The following is a 21,657-nucleotide window of genomic DNA, read 5'->3' as shown; positions in this document are numbered from 1 at the left end:
GTACGTGGGAGACCTTCGGGTCTGCCGGTTCTAGAGTCCCGGTCTGCGACCCGCGTACAGCTGCCACCAACCATTTCGTATCGCAGCGAAAGGTGGCAGCTCCGTCGACTCTAGGAGCTTTACCATGATCAAACCCACACCCAACCCACCCCAAACCGACCCCACCTCTCCCTACGAATCCCTCGACTCAAAAAAACTTCACCAAGCCGCCGACCGCGCCCTCGACCACTACTTCTGCCCACCCGGCTCCACCCCGCCGCCCTTCAGCCCCCGCGCCATGTACGCCGTCACCGCCGACACCAAAAACGAAGACCTTCTGGCCAACGCCTGCGAAACCCTCGCCTCAGCGAAAACCATCGCCCAGGAATTCGCCGGATTGGTCAAGCCATCCCAGCGCCGAACGCTGATGGGGATTGCGCAGTTGATCATGCTCGGCGAACTGGCGGTGAATCGGGTGCTTGATAATCTGGAGTTGCCGCAGTAGCGGGCCTTTGATGATCGTTTCCACGCTCTGCGTGGGAATGCCTCGAGGGACGCTCCGCGTTCCAGCTCTGGTGGGGACGCAGAGCGTCCCGGGCTGCATTCCCACGCAGAGCGTGGGAACGATCAACGCGTAAGCAATGAAGATTCCTGTGGGAGCGAGCCTGCTCGCGAAAGCGTCGGAGCAGTCAGCATTGCAACCGAACATTACGACAAATTCGCAAGCAGGCTCGCTCCCACAACAACCGCGCAAACAAGAGCCGGCTCGACCGCTCGTCTGAATACCGCCTGTACCTGTCAGATCTGACAGGTGTGCTTTTTTTCAAACTGGAGTGAGATGGATCCCATTCAATGCACGGCACGGCACGGCAAAATTCTCAGGGAGCGCTTCCATGGATATCCAGTCTTCGATTTTCAACGAATTGTTTGTCTTGTATCCGGTCATCATCAGGGGCTGGGTCACACCGGTGAAGCCGCAGGGCATTGCCCAAGGCGGGATTCCCAAGGTGCTTTACGATGGCGAGACGCAGGGTCTGGAATGTCTGATAGATCCGTGGACGGAAATGCAGCTCGCTTCCTGGACCATGGCCGCTGATGACCGCGTCGATCTGTACGTCAACGACAACCCTACTCCCGCAACGGGCAAGACCGTTGCCCCGGGCGAAGAACAACAGCGGGTGCGCTTGTACTTGCCCCACGGCTGGCTCAATCAGGGCGTCAATCGCCTGTATTACAAGGTCACGCGCGTAGGAGGTAACGATGAATCGTCTCGGGACACGCTAGCCCTCTACCATTTGCGTCTGCCGGAATCTCTGGATCTGATCATTCCGCCGGATGTAGAACATGAAGGCGTGGGGCCGGAGCTCGCCGCACGAGGTGTGACATTTGCGTTTACTTACACCAACCGACGCCACTTCGACTCCATCGTTTTTGCGCTCGGCGATACCACCGTGCGCTTCGACGTGCCCGACGCGCCGGCCCCGGTCAACCTGACGCTGTTCACCGATACCTTCCAGCGTGCCGGTGACAATCCGAATGCTGTGGCGGAATTCAGAGTATTTGACCAATTGGGCAATGCCGTCATGTCAGGTGAAAAGCGCGTGGACATTCACCTCGGTCGCCTTTCTCTGCTGGCACCCACCGTCCGTGGCATGAACGGCAATCAGTTCAGTCCGACCACTCCGGAAATCAGAGTCCTAGTACCGCAGGGTTCGTTACTGCCCACCGACACGTTGTGGGTGAACTGGCAAGGCGCGACGGCTGTCCCTGAAGGCTCCTACCCAAGCCCGCCTCGGCTGGTCAGTGCCGGCCTGGAGATTGCGGTACCGCGCTCGGTGCTCGCCTACAGCCTGGGCCAACGGGTTGCAGTCAGTTATTTTATCGACCGCGACGACAAACCCGTGGAGTCGGCTGTGTTGCTGCTGGACATTCTGCCGCTGCCGGCAACCGCTTTGAACTCCCCGAAAATTGTCGAGGCCGATGCCAACAATTTTCTCGACATAACGGCGCTTGGCACCAAAAACGCAACCATTCATGCGCTGCTGCATACCTTGATTGAAGCCGAACAGCCCTGCTGGCTGCGGCTTGAGGGTAAGAAGGCTGATGGCACTGCGCATAATCTGACGATCTGGGCAGGATTACCGGCCAAGGTCAACAGCACTTGGATCAGGCAAGGCTTCTGGCCGAAGTCGCTGGCTAACAGCTATCTCGTGCAATTGGGGCATGGCACGACACTGACGCTTAAGTACCTGGTGGCGCTGGACAAGAGCAATATCGAAACGAACGCAGTGAAATTTCCGGATCGGGTTTACACGATCAAGTCTGTGGAACTGGTTGTGCCGACACTGGACAGGGTATTGGACTCGAACGGTGAGGAAGTGCTGGAAGGGGGATGGACGGTCAGCACTAGCTTAACGTTGTCGGGAACTGCCAGTAAGGGACTGGATATCGAGGTGTTCGATGATGATGGGTCGAGCACGGTTGCCAAAGGCCGAGCGACGGCCGACCCGCTGACGGGGATCTGGACACGGGGAATAACTGTTGCTGAAGGGAAGCACCGGTTATTTGCGAGATCGTTGTATCACAGTGGTGAGGTGGATTCTGACGCGCGGAGTTTTACGGTGACAGCGGATGTTGCGCCGACGATTGATTCGATTACAGCTACTGACAACGGCGAGGAGATTCCCAACGGCGGCACCACCGTCGAAACCGCCATAACCTTGAGCGGGGTTGCTGCCAAAGGGCAGAAAGTCGATGTACTGGATGGCATTACTTCAAAGGGGCAGCCGACTGCCGACCCGGTAACAGGCGTCTGGACGCTGCTCATTACCGCGCTAGACAAGACCACACACGTTTTCGTGGCGAAGGAACTGTATGGAGCGGGGCAGAGTTCCGATGTCTATACGATCAATGTTGTGGCCATGCAGCCGCCAGTATTGCTGTCTCCAGCTGTCACCCCCATCGATGTCCTGGCCTACGTACAAGGTGTCATCTTGCGTGTCATGTTTCCGGAAGCGTCACCAGGGCAACAAGCGCAGCTCAAGGAACATGATCCGTTGCCGGGGAGTAAACCGTTTCCGGTACTGGCGCTTGATCCAGGTAAACAGGCTGATTTTTCGCTCAGTTCAGCGTTTCTGGTGGCGCGCCGGGGAAGCAGTAGAAGTTTTTACTGGACGTTGATCAGTGACGGTGACCCGGTGGGGAATTCGCCGGAGTTGACGTTGGTTATCAATGCCATAGCCGAGTACGACCCGCGGTTGCCGACGCCAAATATTGCAGGGGAAACCGGTGATCAACTCAATATTGATCTACTTCCGGACAACGCTGAAATAATTGTCAGCAGATGGTCATTTCAGGAAAGTGGAAATCCGGTTTTTTTGAAGTTGGAAGGCATTGACACCGAGGGAAATAGCACGGAACAAGTGATATATAACGGGCAACCCCATTATTCGACCGACGGATTATCTGTGGCAGCACCAATGGAGTGGCTGCGTACACTTAAAAGCCAAAGCAAGCTAAATATCAACTTTGGCACGAAACCAGAAGCCGACGCGAACAACAATAAAGAATTATTTTTTCCTGCGCGAACATATGTATTCATTGCGAATCCGAGCTATACATTAGAAAACTTTGATTTATTACGCTCTTTTACGATTACTGCAGGTCAGTCAATAGATAGCCCGTTAATGAAATTTGCATGCACTAAAGGCGCACTTTATTTACTCAAGCTTCAAGACAAGCCTTCGAACCCCCCTCTCCCGATAACCGAAGAGATGCAAAACCAAGCGCTCTACACGGGTACAAATACAGCGCCATACGTGAGCGAATTCACTCTGCACCTTCACTCAAATTACCATGCAGTGAATTTCTGGTATTGCGCCGTTAATATAAATAATTTTCATCAAACTGTAGGCTCCATCGAATTTCTAGACATTCAAAACCAACTTTTGGGAAAGTTTGACATGGTAGCCTCGCCAACTCCAAGCCAGAAAAATATTGACTTCTCGGGCAAAGACATTCGAAAAATCAGGATCATTCCATACATACCCGCACCGCCTGCAACGGGTACAGGCTTTTATTTTGACACCTTCAAGCTTTACTCATAAATATGGGGCGGATCTATCCAACCGGTGATTTAAGCAGCGGGCATGATCAAGGCATCTCTTCTGATCGCGAAAGGGCCGACAGGTTTGGCGCAATTTTTTGATTTAAACCAAGGCGTTTAAAAGACACGCGCTGACACGCCTTCTAGGCTACAAACCCTTGCGCCATTGCCTACAGCCAAGTCAGAATCCGCCGGCTTGTGCGCCTTGGGGGCGGATTCTATTGTGGTCCGATCGCTGAATGTTCAGTGATCGGGTTTAGCAGCCCGGGTTATCTCTAGACGCACAAGGTCTTGCCGTTATGGCGGCTTTGCGTGGGGCACTTCGGTGCGCCGGGTTCTAGAGTCCTGGTCTGCTAACCCACGTACAGCCGCCACCTCCTTCGTTAGCAGCGAACGGTGGCAGCTTCACCACTCTAGAGGCTTCACCCATGATCAAACCCACACCCAACCCACCCGAATCCGACCCCACCTCTCCCTACGAATCCCTCGACTCAAAAAAACTTCACCAAGCCGCCGACCGCGCCCTCGACCACTACCTCTGCCCACCCGACTCTACCCCGCCACCCTTCAGTCCCCGCGCCATGTACGCCGTCACCGCCGACACCAAAAACGAAGACCTGCTGGCCAACGCCTGCGAAACCCTCGCCTCGGCCAAAACCCTCGCCCAGGAGTTCGCCGGATTGGTCAAGCCATCCCAGCGCCGAACGCTGATGGGGATTGCGCAGTTGATCATGCTCGGCGAACTGGCAGTGAATCGGGTGCTGGATAATCTGGAGTTGCCGCAGTAGCGGGCCTTTGATGATCGTTCCCACGCTCTGCGTGGGAATGCCTCAAGGGACGCTCCGCGTTCCAGCTCTGAGGGGACGCAGAGCGACCCGGGCTGCATTCCCACGCGGAGCGTGGGAACGATCAACGCGTAAGCAATGAAGATTCTTGTGGGAGCGAGCCTGCTCGCGAAGGCGGTGGGTCAGTCACTGAGGCTTCGACTGGCGGATTGCATTCGCGAGCAGGCTCGCTCCCACTGTTGATGCGGTTTATTCAGTTACGGGTGCAGTGTCTGGGCTGGCGCCATCGCGAGCAGGCTCACTCCTACAAGGGGATCGGGTTAAGGCTGGAACCATTCGTGGCGTTCGTTGAAGGTTTTGATGATCGTCCCCACGCTCTGCGTGGGAATGCCTCAAGGGACGCTCCGCGTTCCAGCTCTGGTGGGGACGCAGAGCGTCCCGGGCTGCGTTCCCACGCGGAGCGTGGGAACGATCAACGCGTAAGCAATGAAGATTCCTGTGGGAGCGAGCCTGCTCGCGAAGGCGGTGGGTCAGTCACTGAGGCTTCGACTGGCGGATTGCTTTCGCGAGCAGGCTCACTCCTACACGGGGGCGGGTTACGGCTGGAACCATTCGTGGCGTTCGTTGAAGGTTTGCTGGATGAGGTCGGTGAGGGCTTTGATTTCGGGGGAGTCTTGCGAGTCGGTGTTGACGGCGAGCCAAGCATGGAGCTGCATCGGTTCGGCGAATAATCCGGGCAGTGCGATGAGGCCACGGTCGAAGCGGCTCATGTATGCCGGCAGCAAGCCAATGCAGGCGCCACAGCGGATCATCTCCAGCATCAATTCATAAGACTGCATCTGCACCACCCCGGCCAAGCGCTGTTCAACCAGTTCATTCCAAGGGCGAAAGCTCTCAACCCGCCGGTCATGCTGCCACTGCACCAGCATGAAATCCGCCAGTTCATCCGTACTTTCCGGTCTAGCTGTCACCCGCGAATAGCGCTTGGCAATGTGCGGCAGATACGCAATCCGCGCGAGGTGTTGCGGTTCGCTAGTGGAAAAGGTCGGGCCGGGATTTGGGCATTCGCCAGGAGCAAGCCACAGGACAATGTCGGCGCTGACCGCACGCAATGCCAGTTCACTATCCAGCGCGAAAATTTCCAGGCGCAGGCTGGCGTTGCGCCGCAGCAGTGCGATGAGGTCGCGGCCGAGGATGTCGTGCAGGATCGATTCGGCGATGGCCAGACGAATCAGCGGTTGTTCGATGACCGGGAGTTTGCGTTCGTGGGCCAGGGTGATGAGTCGGGCCTGCAACTGTTGGCCTTCGCGGGTCAGGCTGAGGGCGCTGCCCTGGAAGCTGAACAGGCTGCGTTGCAGTTGCTGTTCGAGTTGCGCGAGTTGTTTGCGCAATACAGTTGAGCGCACGTTGAGGCTGCGCGCGGCTTGCATGAAGCAGCCGCAGCGAGCACTGACCAGGAAGTATTGGGCGACTTCGCTGTCGATGGTCGCGGCCTGGTTTAGCCAGGGCTCGGAGCGGGATTGCGGCGATTGATAATCAACGGTGCCCGGGCGTCCTGCGGGTTCGGTGAATGACATTGATGACTCCCTGTCGATCTAATGTGGTGTCGTTACGCAAATCTTTGTAGGAGCTGCGGCACGCTGCGATCTTTTGATCTTTAAAAGCAAAATCAACAGATCGCAGCCTCGTTTCACTCGACAGCTCCTACAGAAACACCGTGTGTCAGTTACCTATCACTTTGTTCAGTTCGGCACCGTCAATGCTCAGCGTCGCGGTGTTGAGCATGCCGTCCAGGTAAGCCTGGGCGATCTGTTCCTGGCGTTGTGCGCGCAGGGCCTGGGTCAGTTGGTCGCGCAGTTCCTCCAGCGTCGCGGTGCGGGCCGGTTGTTGTTCGGTGAGCTTGATCACGTGGAAACCGGCGGCGCTTTGCACAGGATCGGACACGGTGCCCACCTTGAGCCGCGCCACGGCGCTGCGCACTTCCGGCACGAGTTGTTGCAACGGTTGCAGGCCGGTATCACCGCCCCGCTCTGCCGTGACGCGATCCTGCGAATATTGCGTAGCGAGCGCCGCAAAATCAGCCGGTGCTGATTGCGCCTTCTTGCTCAATTCAGCGGCTTGTTTGCGCACCGTTTCCACATTCGCTGCGTCACTGACGCCAAGGAAAATCTGACTGACCCGGTACATCGGCGGCGTCTGCCAATTGGCCTTGCCGGCGTCGTACGCCTGCTGCAATTCAGCTGCGCTTGGATACTCCGCCGGCACCTGACTCACCGAGCGCAAATAATCACGAAACACGATTTGCTCAGTCGCAGCACGGGTCTGCCGGGCGACGTCCGGACGCTGCGCCCAGCCCTGCGCATCGGCCTGTTCCAGCACCGCTTTCTCGGCCAGCCGCGCACGAATCCAGCGCTCCAGTGCCTCACGGTTGCCGCGCAATTGCTCGCGGGTTTGCGCCGGGACGGTGGCCAGCAGCGCCTGCAATTCCTCTGGCGAAACCTGCTGATTGCCCAACCGCGCGACCGCTGGCCCGGCTGCAACCGCCGGCAACGGCGACGGCTGCTGGGCGGCGACCGGATCACTTCCCGGTCGCAGCACCAGCGCCACGGCCACCACCAACAACGCCACCGCTCCGGCGCCGATCACCATGGCAGGCTTTTTCACAGTGCGACTTCCTCTGCTTCGGCGACAGCGGATTTGGCGGGTTGCACAGCAGCGGTCTGGCTAAAATCGCGCAGGTAAACGATGAATTCCTGCAACAGGCGATCCCACAACTCCAGATTGCCGCGCAGGTGCTCGTTGCTCACCCCTGCGGCCACGACCACGTCCATTTCCATCAGCAGAAACTCACCCTGCAACGACAACCGTGCAAACCGCCGCGTAGCGTTCCACTGCTCGGCCACGCCCTGGGCAAGTCGCCCTGCACGCGCAGCGCACAGCTGAAGGTGAAATCAACAAAGCTGCCCTGTTCCACCGCCGGGTTGCCGAAGCGCACGGCGTAGCCGATGCCCTGACTGGCGCTGAGCAACTGGACGATGCCGTTCTGTTCGCTCTGGTTGACGCGGTAACCGGCGGCTTGCAGGACGTCGGTCAGTGATTGCGGGGAAACGTGGGTGATCAATTGAGTCATGGCTTTCTTCCTTGTTATCAGTGAGCGATCGCCGCTTGCGGCGCGTCGAATTGGGTTTTGTACAGCTCGTCGCCAAAGCCCTGGGCCAGTTCATCGAACTTGACCCGGGCGCTGCCGGCGAAGGGCTGGCGGATCTTCATCACTTCGGCGACGTCGATGTTTTCGTAGGCCGTGAGGATCTGTTTGGCGACGCCGTACATTTGCTGATTCTTGGCTGAACATTGCTGCACTTGTGTGTCACGTTCCGCCAGTTGCGCTTGCAGCTTTGAGCGTTCGGCTTCTTTGCCGCGAGCGAGGACCAGCAACTCGTCGTAGGCTTTTTTGAACTTGCCAGTCTGCTCGGCACTGGCCGCGACTTGCGCCTGCGCCTGGCTGTGCAGGCTCTGTTGCTGCCCGGCGAGTTGCTCGGCGAGGCCTTTGGCCTTGGCCAGTTCGGCGGTCAATTGCTTGATTTGCGCTTGCGCTGCCTTGGCTTCGTTCTGCGCCGCCAGTTGCGCGGCGCTGGCCTGGGCCTGTTGGCTTTGCAGGGCCTGCAATTGCTGGGTGGTGCTGCGCAATTGCGTGCGCAAGCGTTCTTCCATGCCTTCGGCGCTCGCCCCGGTGGCAATCAACAAACCCAGGCCCAGCGCGAGAAAACGCGTGTTCATAAAGCTCTCCCGGCGCCTTAGAAGCGCGTGTTGATCTCAAGCTGCAAGACGTCGATGTCGAACGGCGCGCCGTACACCGCTTCGGTGCTCATCCAGCGACCCGTGGCGGAAACGTTCTTCGCCAGGCCGTAGTTGCCGCCCATGAAATAGCCCTTGGCGTTGGTGCCGCCGAGGTGGAACGACGAGTCGTTGAAGCCGTCGGGCAAGGCGTCCGGCTGGATGTACTTGTAGCCGGCGAACAGGTTCCAGTCGCCCTTGCGCTTGAGGTCCAGCGCGTTGCCGAGGGTGAACTGCACCATCCACGCGTTGGCGCCGCTTTCGATCTCGCCGTTGCTGTCGAGGTTGTTGACGATCTGCCCGGCGGAGCGCTTGCGCATGTCGCCTTCGTCGTAGCTGAGGTTGTGGATGTAGTTGCCCTGGCTGCGCAGTTTGAAGTCCTGCGGCAGGTCGGCGTCCCACACGACGTTGAGATCGAGCAGGTTGAACTCGGACGCGAGGCCGACGAATTGCGGCTGCGGCGTAGTGCTCGGGTTGAGCGGGTTTGGCGTGATGTCACGCAGCAGGAACACGCTGTTGCCCTTCTGCATGAACGCCGCGCGGGTGCCGTCGCTGTCGCAGCCCGGCGCGCCGGCCCACGGTTCGCAAGGGCTGGAGCGCTGGCCCTGAATATCGTCGAAGCGGTAATAGGCCAGCGCACCTTTGAGGCGGTTGTTGCTATTGATCGCCCACTTCGCGCCGAGCTGCGCGCCGTACAGCCACTTGTTGTCGCTCTCTTCCTTGTCGAAACCGTTGCTGCTGGAAGTGTCGTTGGTGTAGTCCACCGGGAACGCGCCGACCGTGCCGAACACGCCCCAATCGCGGTTGAGCATGTGATCGAAAATCGCCGCCACACCGTCGAAATTCAGGTCATTGGAATAGAGCATGTCGGTGGACATGAACGGGTTGGCGAAGCGCCCGCCGGTCAGAGTCAATTCGTCCATTGGCTTCCAGGTCAGGTAGCCCTGATCGAGCCAGATGTCCTTCTTGGCAAAGCCGCCACCGAGGTTCTGCGTGGTCGATACCGGGTTGTTGTCCGAACCGGTGCCGATGCGAATGCCGGCGGTCCATTCCTCGGAGATCACCGCTTTCATGCCCAGGCGTGCGCGCAGGCGAAAGAGGTTTTCGCGGTCTTCGCGGGTATTGAGCAACGGCGGCAGGCTGGTGCTGCTGTTGGGGTTTACGTCGTACGGGCCATTGTTGTTGAGCTTGGCGAAGTCGACGATTTCGTTGCTGTTGTTGCCCGAGTAGTAACGCGATTCGTCTCGCAGGCGAATGTCGCCGTCGAAGCTGATGCGCGAGGCCCAGTCCGGAAAGGTATTCGGTGCTGCCCAGTTTTCCTGTTTGGCGGTGGCCATCACCTCAGCTTTGACCTGATCGCGGATCTGGTCGCGCACCGCTGCCGGCACGTACTGCACGCGCACATCCCCCGGCGCGGCGACCGGTCCAGCCGCTACGGCAGTGGACGCGGCAGCCTGTTTCGCCTGCGCCGCTTCGTTCTGCGCCTGGGCGATCAGCGCGTCGGCCTTGTCCTGTTTGAGAATGCCCTGCTCGACCAGCAAGCGGATCAGATTGATCGTGGCGTTCTCCGAAGGCGCAGGCGCTGCCACCACCTGACCGACCAGGGTCGCAATGACCATGCCGACCGCCAGGGACAATCGATTCACGTTGGAAATCATCTGCACACAACTCCTTTTGCCAAAGCTTGAATAAGTGAATTAACCCGGACGCCGCCCTTGCAGGGACAGGCGCACGGGCAAAGTGATGGAGGCCGGAGGCCTTTCGCTGAGCGCTGGCGCACCGCGTAAAGCGGCCAGCACCTGGGTATCGATTTGCGGGTTGCCGCTGGACTTGATCAGCTCGACACGGGTGATCTCGCCGACGCTGCTCAGCCAGACATCGGCCTGCAGCGAGAACGCGAGGTTGCGCAGCTCGGGGTTCTCACGCAGCAAACGCTGGAAGGTGAACGCGAGAAACTGGCTGTACGTGCCCGTACCCAAACGCCCGCCGCCGGCACCGGCCATGCCGCCGCCCTTGCCCGCGCCGATGTTGAAAGCGTCGCTGCCGGCCTGCGCGTCGCCGTCCATTTGCATCGGGTTGGCCAGGTCGTCCGCCGGCGATGGCGGTGCTTCTTCTTCAGGCTTGACCTCCTCCGGCTCCGGCGTTGGCTCAGGCTCGACGACTTTTTCTTCCACCGGCGTTTCCGGCTCTGGCGGTTTCTCCGGCGGCGGTGGTGGCGGTGGCGGCAACGGAATGATCGTCGGCACCTTCGGCGCTTCGCGACGCACGCCGGCCATGTCGTTGGCCCACTGCCAGAGGAACCACGCGGCGAGTGCGCCGACCAGCAATCCGGCGCCCCACTTCACATAGCGCAACGGCGTCTTTTTCACTGGCGGCGGCTCGATCGGGAGTTGTGCGGTCATGACTCAGCCCTGACTCGGTTTGCCGGTGACGAGACCGACCTGGGACAGTTCGAGCCGACGCAGCAGGTCGAGCACTTCGATGACTTTCTGGTACTGCACCGTCGCATCGCCGCGCACGATCACCGGAAAATCCGGGCTCTGCGCTTTCTCGATGCGCAGGCGTTCTTCCAGCTCCGCCAACGTCACGGGATAGGCATCGAGAAACACCTGGCCGCCGTCGTTGACCGAGATCGCCTTGGTCTTGGCCTCCGACAGCGACACCGAAGCGCTGGCCTTGGGCAGGTTGATCTGGATCCCGGAAACCTGCGCGGTGGCGGTGAGGATGAACATCACCAGCACCACCATCAGCACGTCGACCAGCGGAGTGATGTTGATGCTGTCGACTGCGGCATCGTCATCATCGTCGTGGGAGGCATTTACGGACGCCATGGCAGTGCTCCTCAGGCCGGTACGGAGTGGTTGGCGTGATGGCCGCGCTGGTGCGACGCCTCACTGAACTGGCTCTCGCCATGCATCTCCGCCAGACGAGTGATGAACTCGTCGACGAACACGCGCATGTCGGCGCTGACTTCCTTGTTGCGGGTGATCAGGCGGTTGTAGCCAAACAGCGCCGGGATCGCGACGAACAGGCCCATCGCCGTGGCCAACAGAGCGGCGGCCATGCCCGGCGCGATGGCATTGATATTCACGTCGCCGGCCATCGCCGTGCCGAGGAACACCACCATGATCCCCAGCACCGTGCCTAACAGGCCGATATACGGACCGCCGGCGATGGCGTTGGACAGGGTCGAGAGTTTCGAACTCAGTTGCTGGTTCTCGCGGGTGCGCACACCGTCCATCGAGCAACGGATGGCTTCGATGGTCGCGGCAGAGACCGACGAGGTATCGGCGCCCTGCTCGCGGCGGGTGCGGATCTCTTTGACCGCCACCAGATAGAGGCGCCACAGCGACGAATGCTGCAGACGTTGAGCCAGTTGCGCGTCGTCGGCGAACATCTCCAGACGCGTGCCGACCTTGGCGAATTGCACGCGAAAGTCTTCGTTGGCCGCAGTGACGCGGCTGAGGCTGCGGTTCTTGCGCAGCATGATGATCCACGACTGGAACATCATCAGCACCAGCACGGCGATGATCACCCAGGCGTCGATGGGCACCGCGTTAAGGAGGAAGCCGAGGCTGCCGAAACCGAAGCCGGATTGTTCTTCATCGACGCCGTAAGCGACCAGTTTCGACTCGGCGCCTTGCGAGGTGGCATCGGCCAGCAACAGCGCAGCAGGTCGGGCGATTTTCGACAGGCGCAGTTCGTCGATGGCGCCAGAGAATGGCTGCAACGCGCCTTCCTGCAGATCAGCGCCGATGGCCATGACCGAGTTGAATGCCGGCATCGCCTGGGCCAATGCAGCGCTCTCGCGACCGTTGATGTACAGGGTGACTTTCGAGCCCTCGGCGGTTAGTGCGAGGTGTTGCCATTGCCCCGGCGCCAGCGCTTGGGTGGCAGCGGCGCGCTGGCCGTCGATTTCCACGAACGGCAGGCCTTGGCTAACGCCGATCAGCAGGCTCTGCGAGCCTTCGCGTCGAGCGAGAATCAGTTGCTCGCCACTCGCCTGATCCAGACGCAGCCAGGCACTGAAGGTGAACGCGCTGCCGGCGTTGTGTTGCAGTGACGGACTGGCCGGCAGCAGCAACGGTTGACCGCTGAACTGCAACGCACGGCCGACGACGCCATCGATCGCTGTGCCGGTCGCGCTTTGCGCGGTGTTGCCGTACGCCGTGGTGTCTTTCGCCGGGGTGCCGGTGGCGCCGTCGAAGTGATACAGCGCGGTGTAATTCGGATCGAAAGTCAGTTGGCCGTTGCCGGTAGCCGGGGCTTTCTGGTTGCCGTAATACATCCAGATGTCCTGACGCTGACCGCCCTCGACATTCGGCACATCGACCCAGATCAGCGCCATGCCCATCAGCGCATCGAAACTCTCGATCTGGTGGTTGAGCACGGTTTTGTCATCGACAGCGACAAAGCGCAGATCGGAGCCGTCCTCTTTCACGCCGTCGAAGGTGAAGTTGCCGGTGTGCAGGCGCACCAGCAGCGCGGTGCGGCCAAGGGCCTGATTGATCGCCGCGCCCTGCGGTGTGGTGTCGAAGGCGATCTGTTTGCGGTAATGCCAGTCGTCCTGCCACCAGGCCTGAGCCGTGGCCGGGAGCACGAAGCCCAGGCAGATCAACAACGAAAGGAAGAGGCGTTGCATGGACGTGCTCCGTTAGAAAGTGGCTTGAAGGTTGAAGTGCAGGCGCGATTCCTGCTTTGAGGTGTTCGGCCCTTCGAGTAGCGGGTAGCCCCAGTCGAGGCTGCCGGACAGCCATTTACTGAGGCTGGCGCGGGTGCCGAGGCCGACGCTGGCCAGGGCGTAATTGGCGTCCTGATCCGGCAGTTCGTCGCGCAGGTACAACTGCGCGCCTTCGGCGAAGGCATAGAAGCGCCAGTCCTGCATCCACGTGCCGGCGAATTTCGCCAGCGACGGTGTGCGCAATTCCTGGCTGAGCAGGTAGCCGTCATCGGCGGTACGTTCAGCCGCGAGATAGCCGCGCACCGAAGTGGCGCCACCGGCGGAGAATTGTTCGTTGGAAACCAGCGGCCCCGAGGCGAGTTGGAATGCGGCTTTGCTTGCGCTCTGCCAGTCGCTGTCGAAGGTCCAGGTGTAGTTGGTGTCGCCCTTGAGCACGGCGAAACCCGGTTTGGCGCGATAGCGTTTGTAGTCGAAGTCTTCGTCGTCGCTGCCGTAGCCGAACACGCTGCGCGTGGCGGCAACCAGACTCAGACCGAGACCGAGCTGGCTCTTTTCGCTGTAGCGATAGCCGTTGTAGGCGAAGGTGAACGGCGCGTATTTGAGCGGCACCTTGTCGCTTTCGCCGGACAGGCTCAGGCGCTCGTCGAAGTCCTTGAAGTCGATGCCGGCCGACAGCGAGTTCGACCAGTTGCCACTCGAGGGCAGCGTGTAAATTGCCGCGACGCCGTAGCTGTGACCCTTGCCGAGCACGTTGCTGCCGCCGATGGTGGCGACGTTGCTGTCGGACTGGTAACCGGAGAATTGCACGCTCCAGCGCTCGCTCAGCGGCGCGGTGTAGGACCCGGACCAGACCTTGGCGTTGTCGGTTTCTTGCGGCGCGGTGAAGAACGTCAGGTTGACGCTGTGACCGAGTTGCCAGAGGTTGTTGTAACCGAGGCTGGTGACGCTGCGCAGCTTTTCGGTGTCGGCGCTGTAGTCGTTATTGAGGCCGACGCTGGCCGTCCACGGGTTCTGGTCTTCGACCTGCAAGTCGACATCCATAGTGCCGGGGCGCTGACCTTCGCGCACCAGCGGCATGACCTGGCGACCGGGGGTCTTGTTGAGCTGCGCGAGTTCGCCCTGGACCTTGGCAAAGTCCGGCACCTCGCCTTCTTTCAGCGCCGGGACGTTGTCGCGAATGTCCAGCGGCGAATAGTGTTTGGCGCCGACCACGCGCACCCGGCCGACCTTGGTTTCGCTGACTTGCAGATAGACGATGCCATCAGCCACGGCCTGCTCGGGCAGCTCGACAAACACCGATTGATAGCCGCGTTCCTGGTAGGCCTTCTGCAACGCATCACGGGCGCCTTCGATGTCGCTCAAGGCTTTCTGCGGGCCGAGAAACGGATACACCGCTTCTTCGATCGCCCGCGCATCAAGCACGGTGTTGCCGCGCACGAAGTATTCGTTGACGTCGACCAGTCGCTGCGCGGCGGGCGCTTCTGTGCCCTCCTCGGCCAGCGCCGGCTGCGCGCCCGCCGTCACCAGCAGCCAGCCCCACAGTGCCAGCCGTGACGTGAAAATCCGTTCCACACTACCCCCTGAAATTCGCGATGACCTGTAGGCGTTAGCGCCCGGTGTGCTGCGTCAATTGCTGATCGTTGTGGCGCAGGCGTGCTTGCCCAGCCAGGTGTGCAACAGCGCAAAGTTCAGCGAGAACTCGGGCATTTGCAGCAAGGCACCACAGAACACTTCGCCGATGATTTTCTGAATCAGCAGCACCGCACGCGGCTCGTTGAGCAGCGTGGCGATGTCACGGCTGAGGGCGGTGAAACTCCAGACCTTCTGGTTCAGGCCAAGGCCGACGAACCAGCGGAACAGCAGGTTGTAGTTCAGTTGTTCATAGAGCTGCTGTTCGCTAGGCACCGAATACAGCAATTGCAGGAGCAGGATGTGCATCACCGTCTGCGCGGGAATGAGCATGCCGGGTGCGGCATTGAGGTCGCGCAGCAGGTCCTGGTGGGCGTCGAGCAGATCGTCGATCTGCGGGCGCAGCAACACCAGCGAATGGCCCGGCGGAATGTAGCTGGAGACTTCTTTCAAAGCGCCCTGCCAGTCCTCCTGCGAGACGATCCAGACCCACGGCGCGCCGTAGCGATACACCGAAACCGGCTTCTTGCGCGCGGCTTCGACGATCTTCGACAGGCGTTGATCGAGCTCCTGCATGCCCACTTTCGAATAGCGTTCCATAGTCCCCATTGCCTCACTCCCGGCGTCCCGCCTCGGCTTGCAAAGTGCGCCCCGAAAGGCCCCTCAAGCGCGTTACACAGGCATGACCGGACTGGCAAAGGGCTACCGAACTTTTGTCATAAAAGCTTCATTACCGAAGATGGATTGACGGATGTAGATGATCGACCGTGGGAGCGAGCCTGCTCGCGAAAGCGCTGTGTCAGGCGATGAGGATGTTGGATGTGCCGCCGCCTTCGCGAGCAGGCTCGCTCCCACAAGGTGGACTGTGGTTGCACCGTTGCGTGACATTCGCGTGACATTCACGGGGTTAAATCCCGGCCCGTTCAGGCGTATAACCTTCACAAGACTTTCAATCGGCACGCCGACTTCAACACAGGGTAGTGACATGACCACAGCAAACATCCTTGGCAACCTGTTCCCTTCGGTCAGCGACATCCCGGAAAAATATCGCCTCGACGCTCAGGTCGAGCAGCGTGAATATCTGGTCGATGGCCAGTTGCGCCGCTGGGACGGCCCGCTCGCGCAGGTGCGCAGCCCGGTTTATCTGAAAGGCGCAAACGGTGAAGAACAGGTGATCCTCGGCAGCACGCCGCTGCTGGATGCCGACACCGCCCTTACCGCCCTAGACGCTGCCGTTCGCGCTTACGACCGAGGTCAGGGTCTGTGGCCGACCATGCGCGTGGCCGAGCGTATCCAGCACGTCGAAGCATTCCTCGGCCGCATGCGCGAGCAGCGCGAGGCGGTGGTCAAGCTGCTGATGTGGGAGATCGGCAAGAACCTCAAGGACTCGGAAAAAGAGTTCGATCGCACCTGCGATTACATCGTCGACACCATCAACGCATTGAAAGAACTCGACCGCCGCTCCAGCCGCTTCGAGCTGGAGCAGGACACCCTCGGGCAGATCCGCCGCGTGCCGCTCGGCGTCGCCTTGTGCATGGGACCTTACAACTACCCGCTGAACGAAACCTTCACCACGCTGATTCCGGCACTGATCATGGGTAACACCGTGGTGTTCAAACCGGCCAAGCTCGGCGTGCTGCTGATTCGCCCGTTGCTCGAAGCCTTCCGCGACAGCTTCCCGAGCGGCGTGATCAACGTCATCTACGGCAGCGGCCGCGAGACCGTCAGTGCGTTGATGGCCAGTGGCAAGATCGATATCTTCGCCTTTATCGGCACCAACAAGGCTGCCAGCGACCTGAAGAAGCTGCACCCGAAACCACACCGTTTGCGCGCCGCTCTCGGTCTGGATGCAAAGAACCCGGGAATCGTTCTGCCCGAAGTCGATCTCGACAACGCCGTCAGCGAAGCGGTCACCGGCTCGCTGTCGTTCAATGGTCAGCGCTGCACCGCACTGAAAATCCTCTTCGTACATGAAGACGTGGTCGACAGCTTCATCGAGAAATTCAACGCCAGACTGGCCACGCTCAAACCGGGTATGCCGTGGGACAGCGGCGTGGCGCTGACGCCGCTGCCGGAGGCGGGCAAGGTCGATTATCTGCACGGTCTGGTCGCGGATGCGCAAAGCAAAGGCGCCCAGGTAGTCAACCCGAATGGCGGTGAATCCCACGCCTCGTTCTTCTACCCGGCAGTGCTATATCCGGTGAACCCGCAGATGCGCGTGTATCAGGAAGAACAGTTCGGCCCGGTCGTGCCCATCGTGCCGTACCGCCACCTCGATACCGTGATCGACTACGTGCTGGAATCGGATTTCGGCCAGCAGTTGAGCATCTTCGGCACCAACCCGGTGGCGGTCGGCCGGCTGGTTGACACCTTTGCCAATCAGGTCGGGCGGATCAACCTCAACGCCCAGTGCCAGCGCGGCCCGGACACTTACCCGTTCAATGGCCGCAAAAACTCCGCCGAAGGCACGCTGTCGGTTCACGATGCATTGCGAGTGTTTTCGATCCGCACCCTGGTGGCGACCAAATTCCAGGAGAGCAACAAGGATCTGATCAGCGAGATCATTCGCGGGCGTGATTCGAGCTTCCTGACCACCGATTACATCTTTTGACGGGTGATCGGCAGGATTGAATGATCCTGCCGATCCGTCAGCCCCCCGGCGATTCAGTGACTACACTGAGCCCAGCATTGCTGGATGCCCGGGAGGCTGACCATGCTCGATTACTTCGCATTGGGTCTGTTGGTTTTTGTCGGTCTCGTGCTGTTTTACGGGATCATCGTGCTGCATGACATCCCGTACGAGATCGCTGTCCACCGCAACCACCCGCACCAGGACGCGATCCATGCCACTGGCTGGGTCAGTCTGTTCACCTTGCATGCACTCTGGCCATTTCTGTGGATCTGGGCGATGGCCTATCGCGAGGATCGCGGTTGGGGTTTCGGCGATGGCAAACCCATTCAGAACCACGTCAATCAACTGGAGCAACAGGTCGTCGAGCTGCAAGCCCGGATCGAGCGGCTCGAAGCGCAGTCGCCGGTTGCGCCTCAATCTGACAGCCGGGGGATCTGAGCATGGATCTGTTGCTCATCCTCACGTATGCCGCGCTCTGCGTCGCGATTTTCAAGATCTTCCGCATTCCGCTGAACAAATGGACGGTGCCCACCGCTGTCCTGGGTGGCGTGCTGATCATCGGCGCGCTGATTTTCACCATGAACTACAACCATCCCTATTCTGAGGTGGCGCGCTCCTACTTCGTCTCGGTGCCGGTTATTCCGATCATCAGTGGCCAGGTGATCGACGTACCGGTAAAGGGCAACGAACCCCTGGAAAAAGGCGACGTGCTGTTCCGCATTGATCCCACGCCTTTCCAGAACCGCCTGAAATCGCTCAAGGCGCAACTGGTTGCAGCCAAAGGCGACCGCTACCGCATCACCGAACTGATTCGCCGCAACTTCGGCACCCAGCGTGAACTGGACGCGGCCATCGCCCGCACCGACGATCTGCAGGCGCAACTGGACAATGCGCAGTTCGAGCTGGACAACACCGTGGTTCGAGCACCGAGCAAAGGCTTCGTCACCCACGTTTCGCTGCGACCGGGGATGATGGCGAGCAAGCTGCCGCTGCGCCCGTCGATGGTGTTTATCCCGCAGGAAGGTCAGTACTTCGCCGCTTGGATGCGTCAGAACAGCCTATTGCGTCTGACCGTGGGCGACGAGGCCGAAGTCGCCTTCGACGGCATTCCCGGCAAGGTTTTCGCCGGTCGGGTGAAAAGTGTGATCGGGGTGATAGCCGAGGGCCAGGTGCAACCTTCCGGCACCCTGATCAGCTACACCGGCTCACCACCGCCCGGACGGGTGCCGGTGATCATTGAAATCACTGACCCAGCGTTCGCCGAATACAGCGCGCTCATGCCGGGGGGCGCCTACGGGCAAGCGGCGCTTTACAGTCAGCACTTTCACCACATCGGCGCGATGCGCAAAATCCTGCTGCGCATGTCCGCCTGGATGAATTACATTTTCCCCTTCCACTGATTTGACTGACTCACGAGGTTCGCACTGACTACTTACAGCACCCACCGCCTGCCACCGCTGTTGCGCCGTATCCTGCGTCCGTTACTGGACCCGTATCGGCGCTACCGTCACGCCCGACTGATCCATTCCGTGCGGGTGGCCTTGGGATTGTTGGCGACGATTCTGCTGACCACTGGCATCAATCTGCCCCACGGCGAATGGGCATCGGTGACCATGCTGGTGGTGATCGGCGGTTTGCAGCACCACGGCAACATCGGCAAAAAAGCCGCCGAGCGCGCCATCGGTACCTTGATCGGTGCAGGAGTCGGGTTGGCACTGGTGGCGCAACATGCGTGGCTGGGCATGCCGTGGCTGACCTATTTTTCCATGGCCGTGGTCTGTGGTTTTTTCTCCTATCACGCGATCGGCAAGGGCGGCTACACCGCCCTGCTCTCCGCCATCACCGTGTTCATCGTCGCCGGGCATGGCGACAACCCGATCACCGATGGTCTGTGGCGCGGCGTCGACATCCTGATCGGCATCGCCCTCGCCCTGGCGTTTTCCTTCGCCCTGCCGCTGTACGCGGTCTACTCGTGGCGCTACAACCTCGCCGATGCCTTGCGCGATTGCGCCACGGTGTACGGGCGCATCATCAACGGTGAAGCGGTCAGCGCCGACGAACACGTGCGGCTGATGAGCAAGCTCGGCGCGGTGATGGTGCAATTACGTTCGCTGATGCCGTCGGTGTCCAAGGAAGTGAAAATCTCCATGACCGAGCTGGACGCGATTCAGCGCAACCTGCGCATGTGCATCAGCACGCTGGAGATCCTCGGCAATATCCGCCCCAACGCAAGTGACCCGCAGGCCACGGCACATCTGCAAACGGCGCTGAAGGCCGAACACCGGCAGATTCGCGTGCAACTGATCGGGATGGCTCGCGCCTTGAAGACCGGGGCCTCGCAACGGCTGGAGCGGCCGATGGAGCTGCCAGCAGCGGACCTTGATGCGCCAGTCGCCAATACGCTCGACGGCTACCGGATGCTGACGCGGCAACTGGCGGCCAATATCAGCGAGATGCGCCAGCGCCTGGCCGCAACCGCACCGCGCTGGAACATCTGATTCTTATTGCGCCGCCAGCCGCCGGGCTTTCCAGCCCCAACCTTGTTGCATGCCGGCGGCGGCGAGCAGGATCGCTGCGACGCCTATCCATTGCAGCAATTCGAGGCGATGGCCGAAGGCGAACCAGTCAACGAAAATCGCCGCGATCGGATATATAAAGGACAGCGCGCCGGTCAATGCCGTCGGCAATTTTTGAATCGCGCCGTACAGCAAAACGTACATCAGACCGGTGTGCACGATCCCGAGAGTCAGCAGACTGGCCCAGGCATCGACGCCTTGCGGCAACGCATCGAAATGCGCGAACGGCGCGAGCAACAACACACCGGTGCACACTTGAACCAGCGCGATCAGGTGCGGCGGCGTGCCGGTCAGGCGCTTGATGATCAGTGCGGCAATCGCATACAGAAACGCCGCGCCCAACGCCAGGGCAATCCCCAGCAGATAGTCATTGCCGCTCTCGCCTTGGGTACCATGGGCGCTGACAATCGCCAGCATGCCCAGAAACGAAATCGCCAACCAGAACAGCTTCTGCAAGGTGATTTTTTCGCCGAGGAACAACGCCGCCAAGCCGACCAGCATGAACGGCTGTACGTTATAGACAGCCGTGCCGATCGCAATCGAGGCGCGGGAATAGGATGCGAACAGCAGCACCCAATTGCCGACAATCGCCATGCCACTGAGCACCGCCAGCAGAAACGTTGTGCGGGTCAGCATCCCCGGACGCAGGAAGCCAAACGCGGCGCAGACCAACAGCAAGGTGCCGGCGCCGAACACGCAGCGCCAGAACACCACGTCGAGCACCGGTTGCCCGGACACCAGCACAAACCAGCCGATCGTCCCGGATATGAGCATGGCGGCGGTCATTTCCAGCGAGCCGCGGCGAATTGCGTTGTCCATCATCTTCTCCTGAGGCTGTGAGCGAAGCATGGCAAAAGTATGCCAAGCGCACCTCGGGCTGCTCCAGCGCATAAAGCAGGCTAAACTTGGTTTTCGCCTTTTTTATCGAGGGTGATTCGCGCCCTTCGCCTAATCCGGAGTTTGAATGTGACTGACGATATCGATCAGATCCTTATCAGCGCGCTGATGGAAGACTCGCGTCGCTCGCTCAAAGCGCTGGCGCAGATCAGCGGCCTGTCATCGCCCAGCGTGGCCGAGCGGTTGCGGCGTCTGGAAGAACGTGGCGTGCTCAAGGGCTACACGGTGGAGATTGATCCGAAATGCTTCGGCTATCAGTTGCAGGCGATCGTCCGCGTACGGCCACTGCCAGGGCAATTGCACGAGGTTGAGCGGCAGATCATGTCGATTCCGGAGTTCACCGAGTGCGACAAGGTCACCGGTGACGACTGCTTTATTGCCCGCCTGCACGTGCGCTCGATGGAGCAGCTCGATACCCTGCTAGACCGACTGAATACGTTGGCCGAAACCAACACTGCGATCGTCAAGAAGACCCCGGTCAAGCGACGCCTGCCACCGATGGCGTAGGTGTTTTTTTCCGTTGTTCGGCGTAGATTGTG

At 60.2% G+C, this 21,657-nt stretch carries 18 protein-coding genes and 1 pseudogene; 8 read left to right on the top strand and 11 right to left on the bottom strand.

Features of this window, described 5'->3' with window-relative positions; genetic code table 11:
• The first annotated feature begins 124 nt into the window (after positions 1-124).
• The 3 genes from AB4N73_RS07755 to AB4N73_RS07745 all read left to right on the top strand — a co-directional run bounded on the left by AB4N73_RS07755 (position 125) and on the right by AB4N73_RS07745 (position 4,872).
• Positions 125-484, top strand: coding sequence for a DUF6124 family protein (locus AB4N73_RS07755; RefSeq protein ID WP_252878118.1), 360 nt, complete (start codon positions 125-127; stop codon positions 482-484).
• Between the two features lie 388 nt (positions 485-872).
• Complete coding sequence (locus AB4N73_RS07750; RefSeq protein WP_460143199.1) at positions 873-4,085, top strand: hypothetical protein; 3,213 nt, start codon at positions 873-875, stop codon at positions 4,083-4,085.
• 427 nt (positions 4,086-4,512) lie between these two features.
• Positions 4,513-4,872 (top strand): DUF6124 family protein, encoded by a 360-nt coding sequence (locus AB4N73_RS07745; protein ID WP_252887893.1) that lies wholly within the window; start codon positions 4,513-4,515, stop codon positions 4,870-4,872.
• Positions 4,873-5,465: 593 nt separating this feature from the next.
• Here the strand turns inward: AB4N73_RS07745 and AB4N73_RS07740 are convergent.
• The 10 genes and pseudogenes from AB4N73_RS07740 to AB4N73_RS07695 form a co-directional block, all read right to left on the bottom strand.
• Positions 5,466-6,446 carry a LysR substrate-binding domain-containing protein gene (locus AB4N73_RS07740; RefSeq protein ID WP_460143198.1) on the bottom strand — a complete coding sequence of 327 codons (981 nt, stop codon included), beginning with the start codon at positions 6,444-6,446 and terminating at the stop codon, positions 5,466-5,468.
• Positions 6,447-6,591: 145 nt separating this feature from the next.
• Positions 6,592-7,533: a peptidylprolyl isomerase gene (locus tag AB4N73_RS07735; protein ID WP_460143197.1), complete on the bottom strand. Its 942-nt coding sequence runs from the start codon at positions 7,531-7,533 to the stop codon at positions 6,592-6,594.
• Positions 7,530-7,999, bottom strand: a pseudogene (locus tag AB4N73_RS07730) (YbjN domain-containing protein). Before AB4N73_RS07730 ends, AB4N73_RS07735 begins: the two are co-directional and overlap by 4 nt.
• Positions 8,000-8,016: 17 nt before the next feature.
• Positions 8,017-8,646: a hypothetical protein gene (locus tag AB4N73_RS07725; protein ID WP_056785753.1), complete on the bottom strand. Its 630-nt coding sequence runs from the start codon at positions 8,644-8,646 to the stop codon at positions 8,017-8,019.
• Positions 8,647-8,663: 17 nt separating this feature from the next.
• Positions 8,664-10,361, bottom strand: coding sequence for a putative porin (locus AB4N73_RS07720; RefSeq protein ID WP_460143196.1), 1,698 nt, complete (start codon positions 10,359-10,361; stop codon positions 8,664-8,666).
• A 39-nt stretch (positions 10,362-10,400) separates the two neighbouring features.
• Entirely contained in the window at positions 10,401-11,105 is a 705-nt protein-coding gene (locus AB4N73_RS07715) for an energy transducer TonB family protein (protein ID WP_150635408.1), read from the bottom strand.
• Positions 11,106-11,108: 3 nt separating this feature from the next.
• Positions 11,109-11,534, bottom strand: a complete 426-nt coding sequence (locus AB4N73_RS07710; protein ID WP_003201710.1) for an ExbD/TolR family protein — start codon at positions 11,532-11,534, stop codon at positions 11,109-11,111.
• A gap of 11 nt (positions 11,535-11,545) precedes the next feature.
• A complete protein-coding gene (locus AB4N73_RS07705; RefSeq protein ID WP_460143195.1) occupies positions 11,546-13,345 on the bottom strand; it encodes a DUF2341 domain-containing protein in 1,800 nt (599 codons plus the stop codon).
• 12 nt (positions 13,346-13,357) lie between these two features.
• Positions 13,358-14,956, bottom strand: a complete 1,599-nt coding sequence (locus AB4N73_RS07700; protein WP_095179900.1) for a ShlB/FhaC/HecB family hemolysin secretion/activation protein — start codon at positions 14,954-14,956, stop codon at positions 13,358-13,360.
• A 54-nt stretch (positions 14,957-15,010) separates the two neighbouring features.
• Positions 15,011-15,622, bottom strand: a complete 612-nt coding sequence (locus AB4N73_RS07695) for a transposase (RefSeq protein WP_080902524.1) — start codon at positions 15,620-15,622, stop codon at positions 15,011-15,013.
• Positions 15,623-15,998: 376 nt separating this feature from the next.
• Here AB4N73_RS07695 and AB4N73_RS07690 point away from each other — a divergent pair, with 376 nt between their 5' ends.
• From AB4N73_RS07690 to AB4N73_RS07675, 4 genes are all read left to right on the top strand, one after another.
• Entirely contained in the window at positions 15,999-17,624 is a 1,626-nt protein-coding gene (locus AB4N73_RS07690) for an NADP-dependent glyceraldehyde-3-phosphate dehydrogenase (RefSeq protein WP_423661342.1), read from the top strand.
• A gap of 102 nt (positions 17,625-17,726) precedes the next feature.
• Complete coding sequence (locus AB4N73_RS07685; RefSeq protein ID WP_016774599.1) at positions 17,727-18,083, top strand: DUF3302 domain-containing protein; 357 nt, start codon at positions 17,727-17,729, stop codon at positions 18,081-18,083.
• 2 nt (positions 18,084-18,085) lie between these two features.
• A complete protein-coding gene (locus tag AB4N73_RS07680) occupies positions 18,086-19,045 on the top strand; it encodes an HlyD family secretion protein (protein ID WP_460143194.1) in 960 nt (319 codons plus the stop codon).
• A gap of 57 nt (positions 19,046-19,102) precedes the next feature.
• Entirely contained in the window at positions 19,103-20,143 is a 1,041-nt protein-coding gene (locus AB4N73_RS07675; protein ID WP_041481018.1) for an FUSC family protein, read from the top strand.
• Positions 20,144-20,146: 3 nt separating this feature from the next.
• Here AB4N73_RS07675 and AB4N73_RS07670 read toward each other — a convergent pair whose 3' ends face one another.
• Positions 20,147-21,040: a DMT family transporter gene (locus AB4N73_RS07670; RefSeq protein ID WP_460143193.1), complete on the bottom strand. Its 894-nt coding sequence runs from the start codon at positions 21,038-21,040 to the stop codon at positions 20,147-20,149.
• A 147-nt stretch (positions 21,041-21,187) separates the two neighbouring features.
• On the opposite strand from AB4N73_RS07670, the gene AB4N73_RS07665 reads away from it, so the two are divergent.
• Positions 21,188-21,625 (top strand): Lrp/AsnC family transcriptional regulator, encoded by a 438-nt coding sequence (locus tag AB4N73_RS07665; protein ID WP_041481020.1) that lies wholly within the window; start codon positions 21,188-21,190, stop codon positions 21,623-21,625.
• Positions 21,626-21,657 lie beyond the last annotated feature (32 nt).

The sequence above is a fragment of the Pseudomonas sp. S3_B08 genome (genome assembly GCF_054667725.1).
This window is presented reverse-complemented; position numbering and strand designations above follow the sequence as displayed.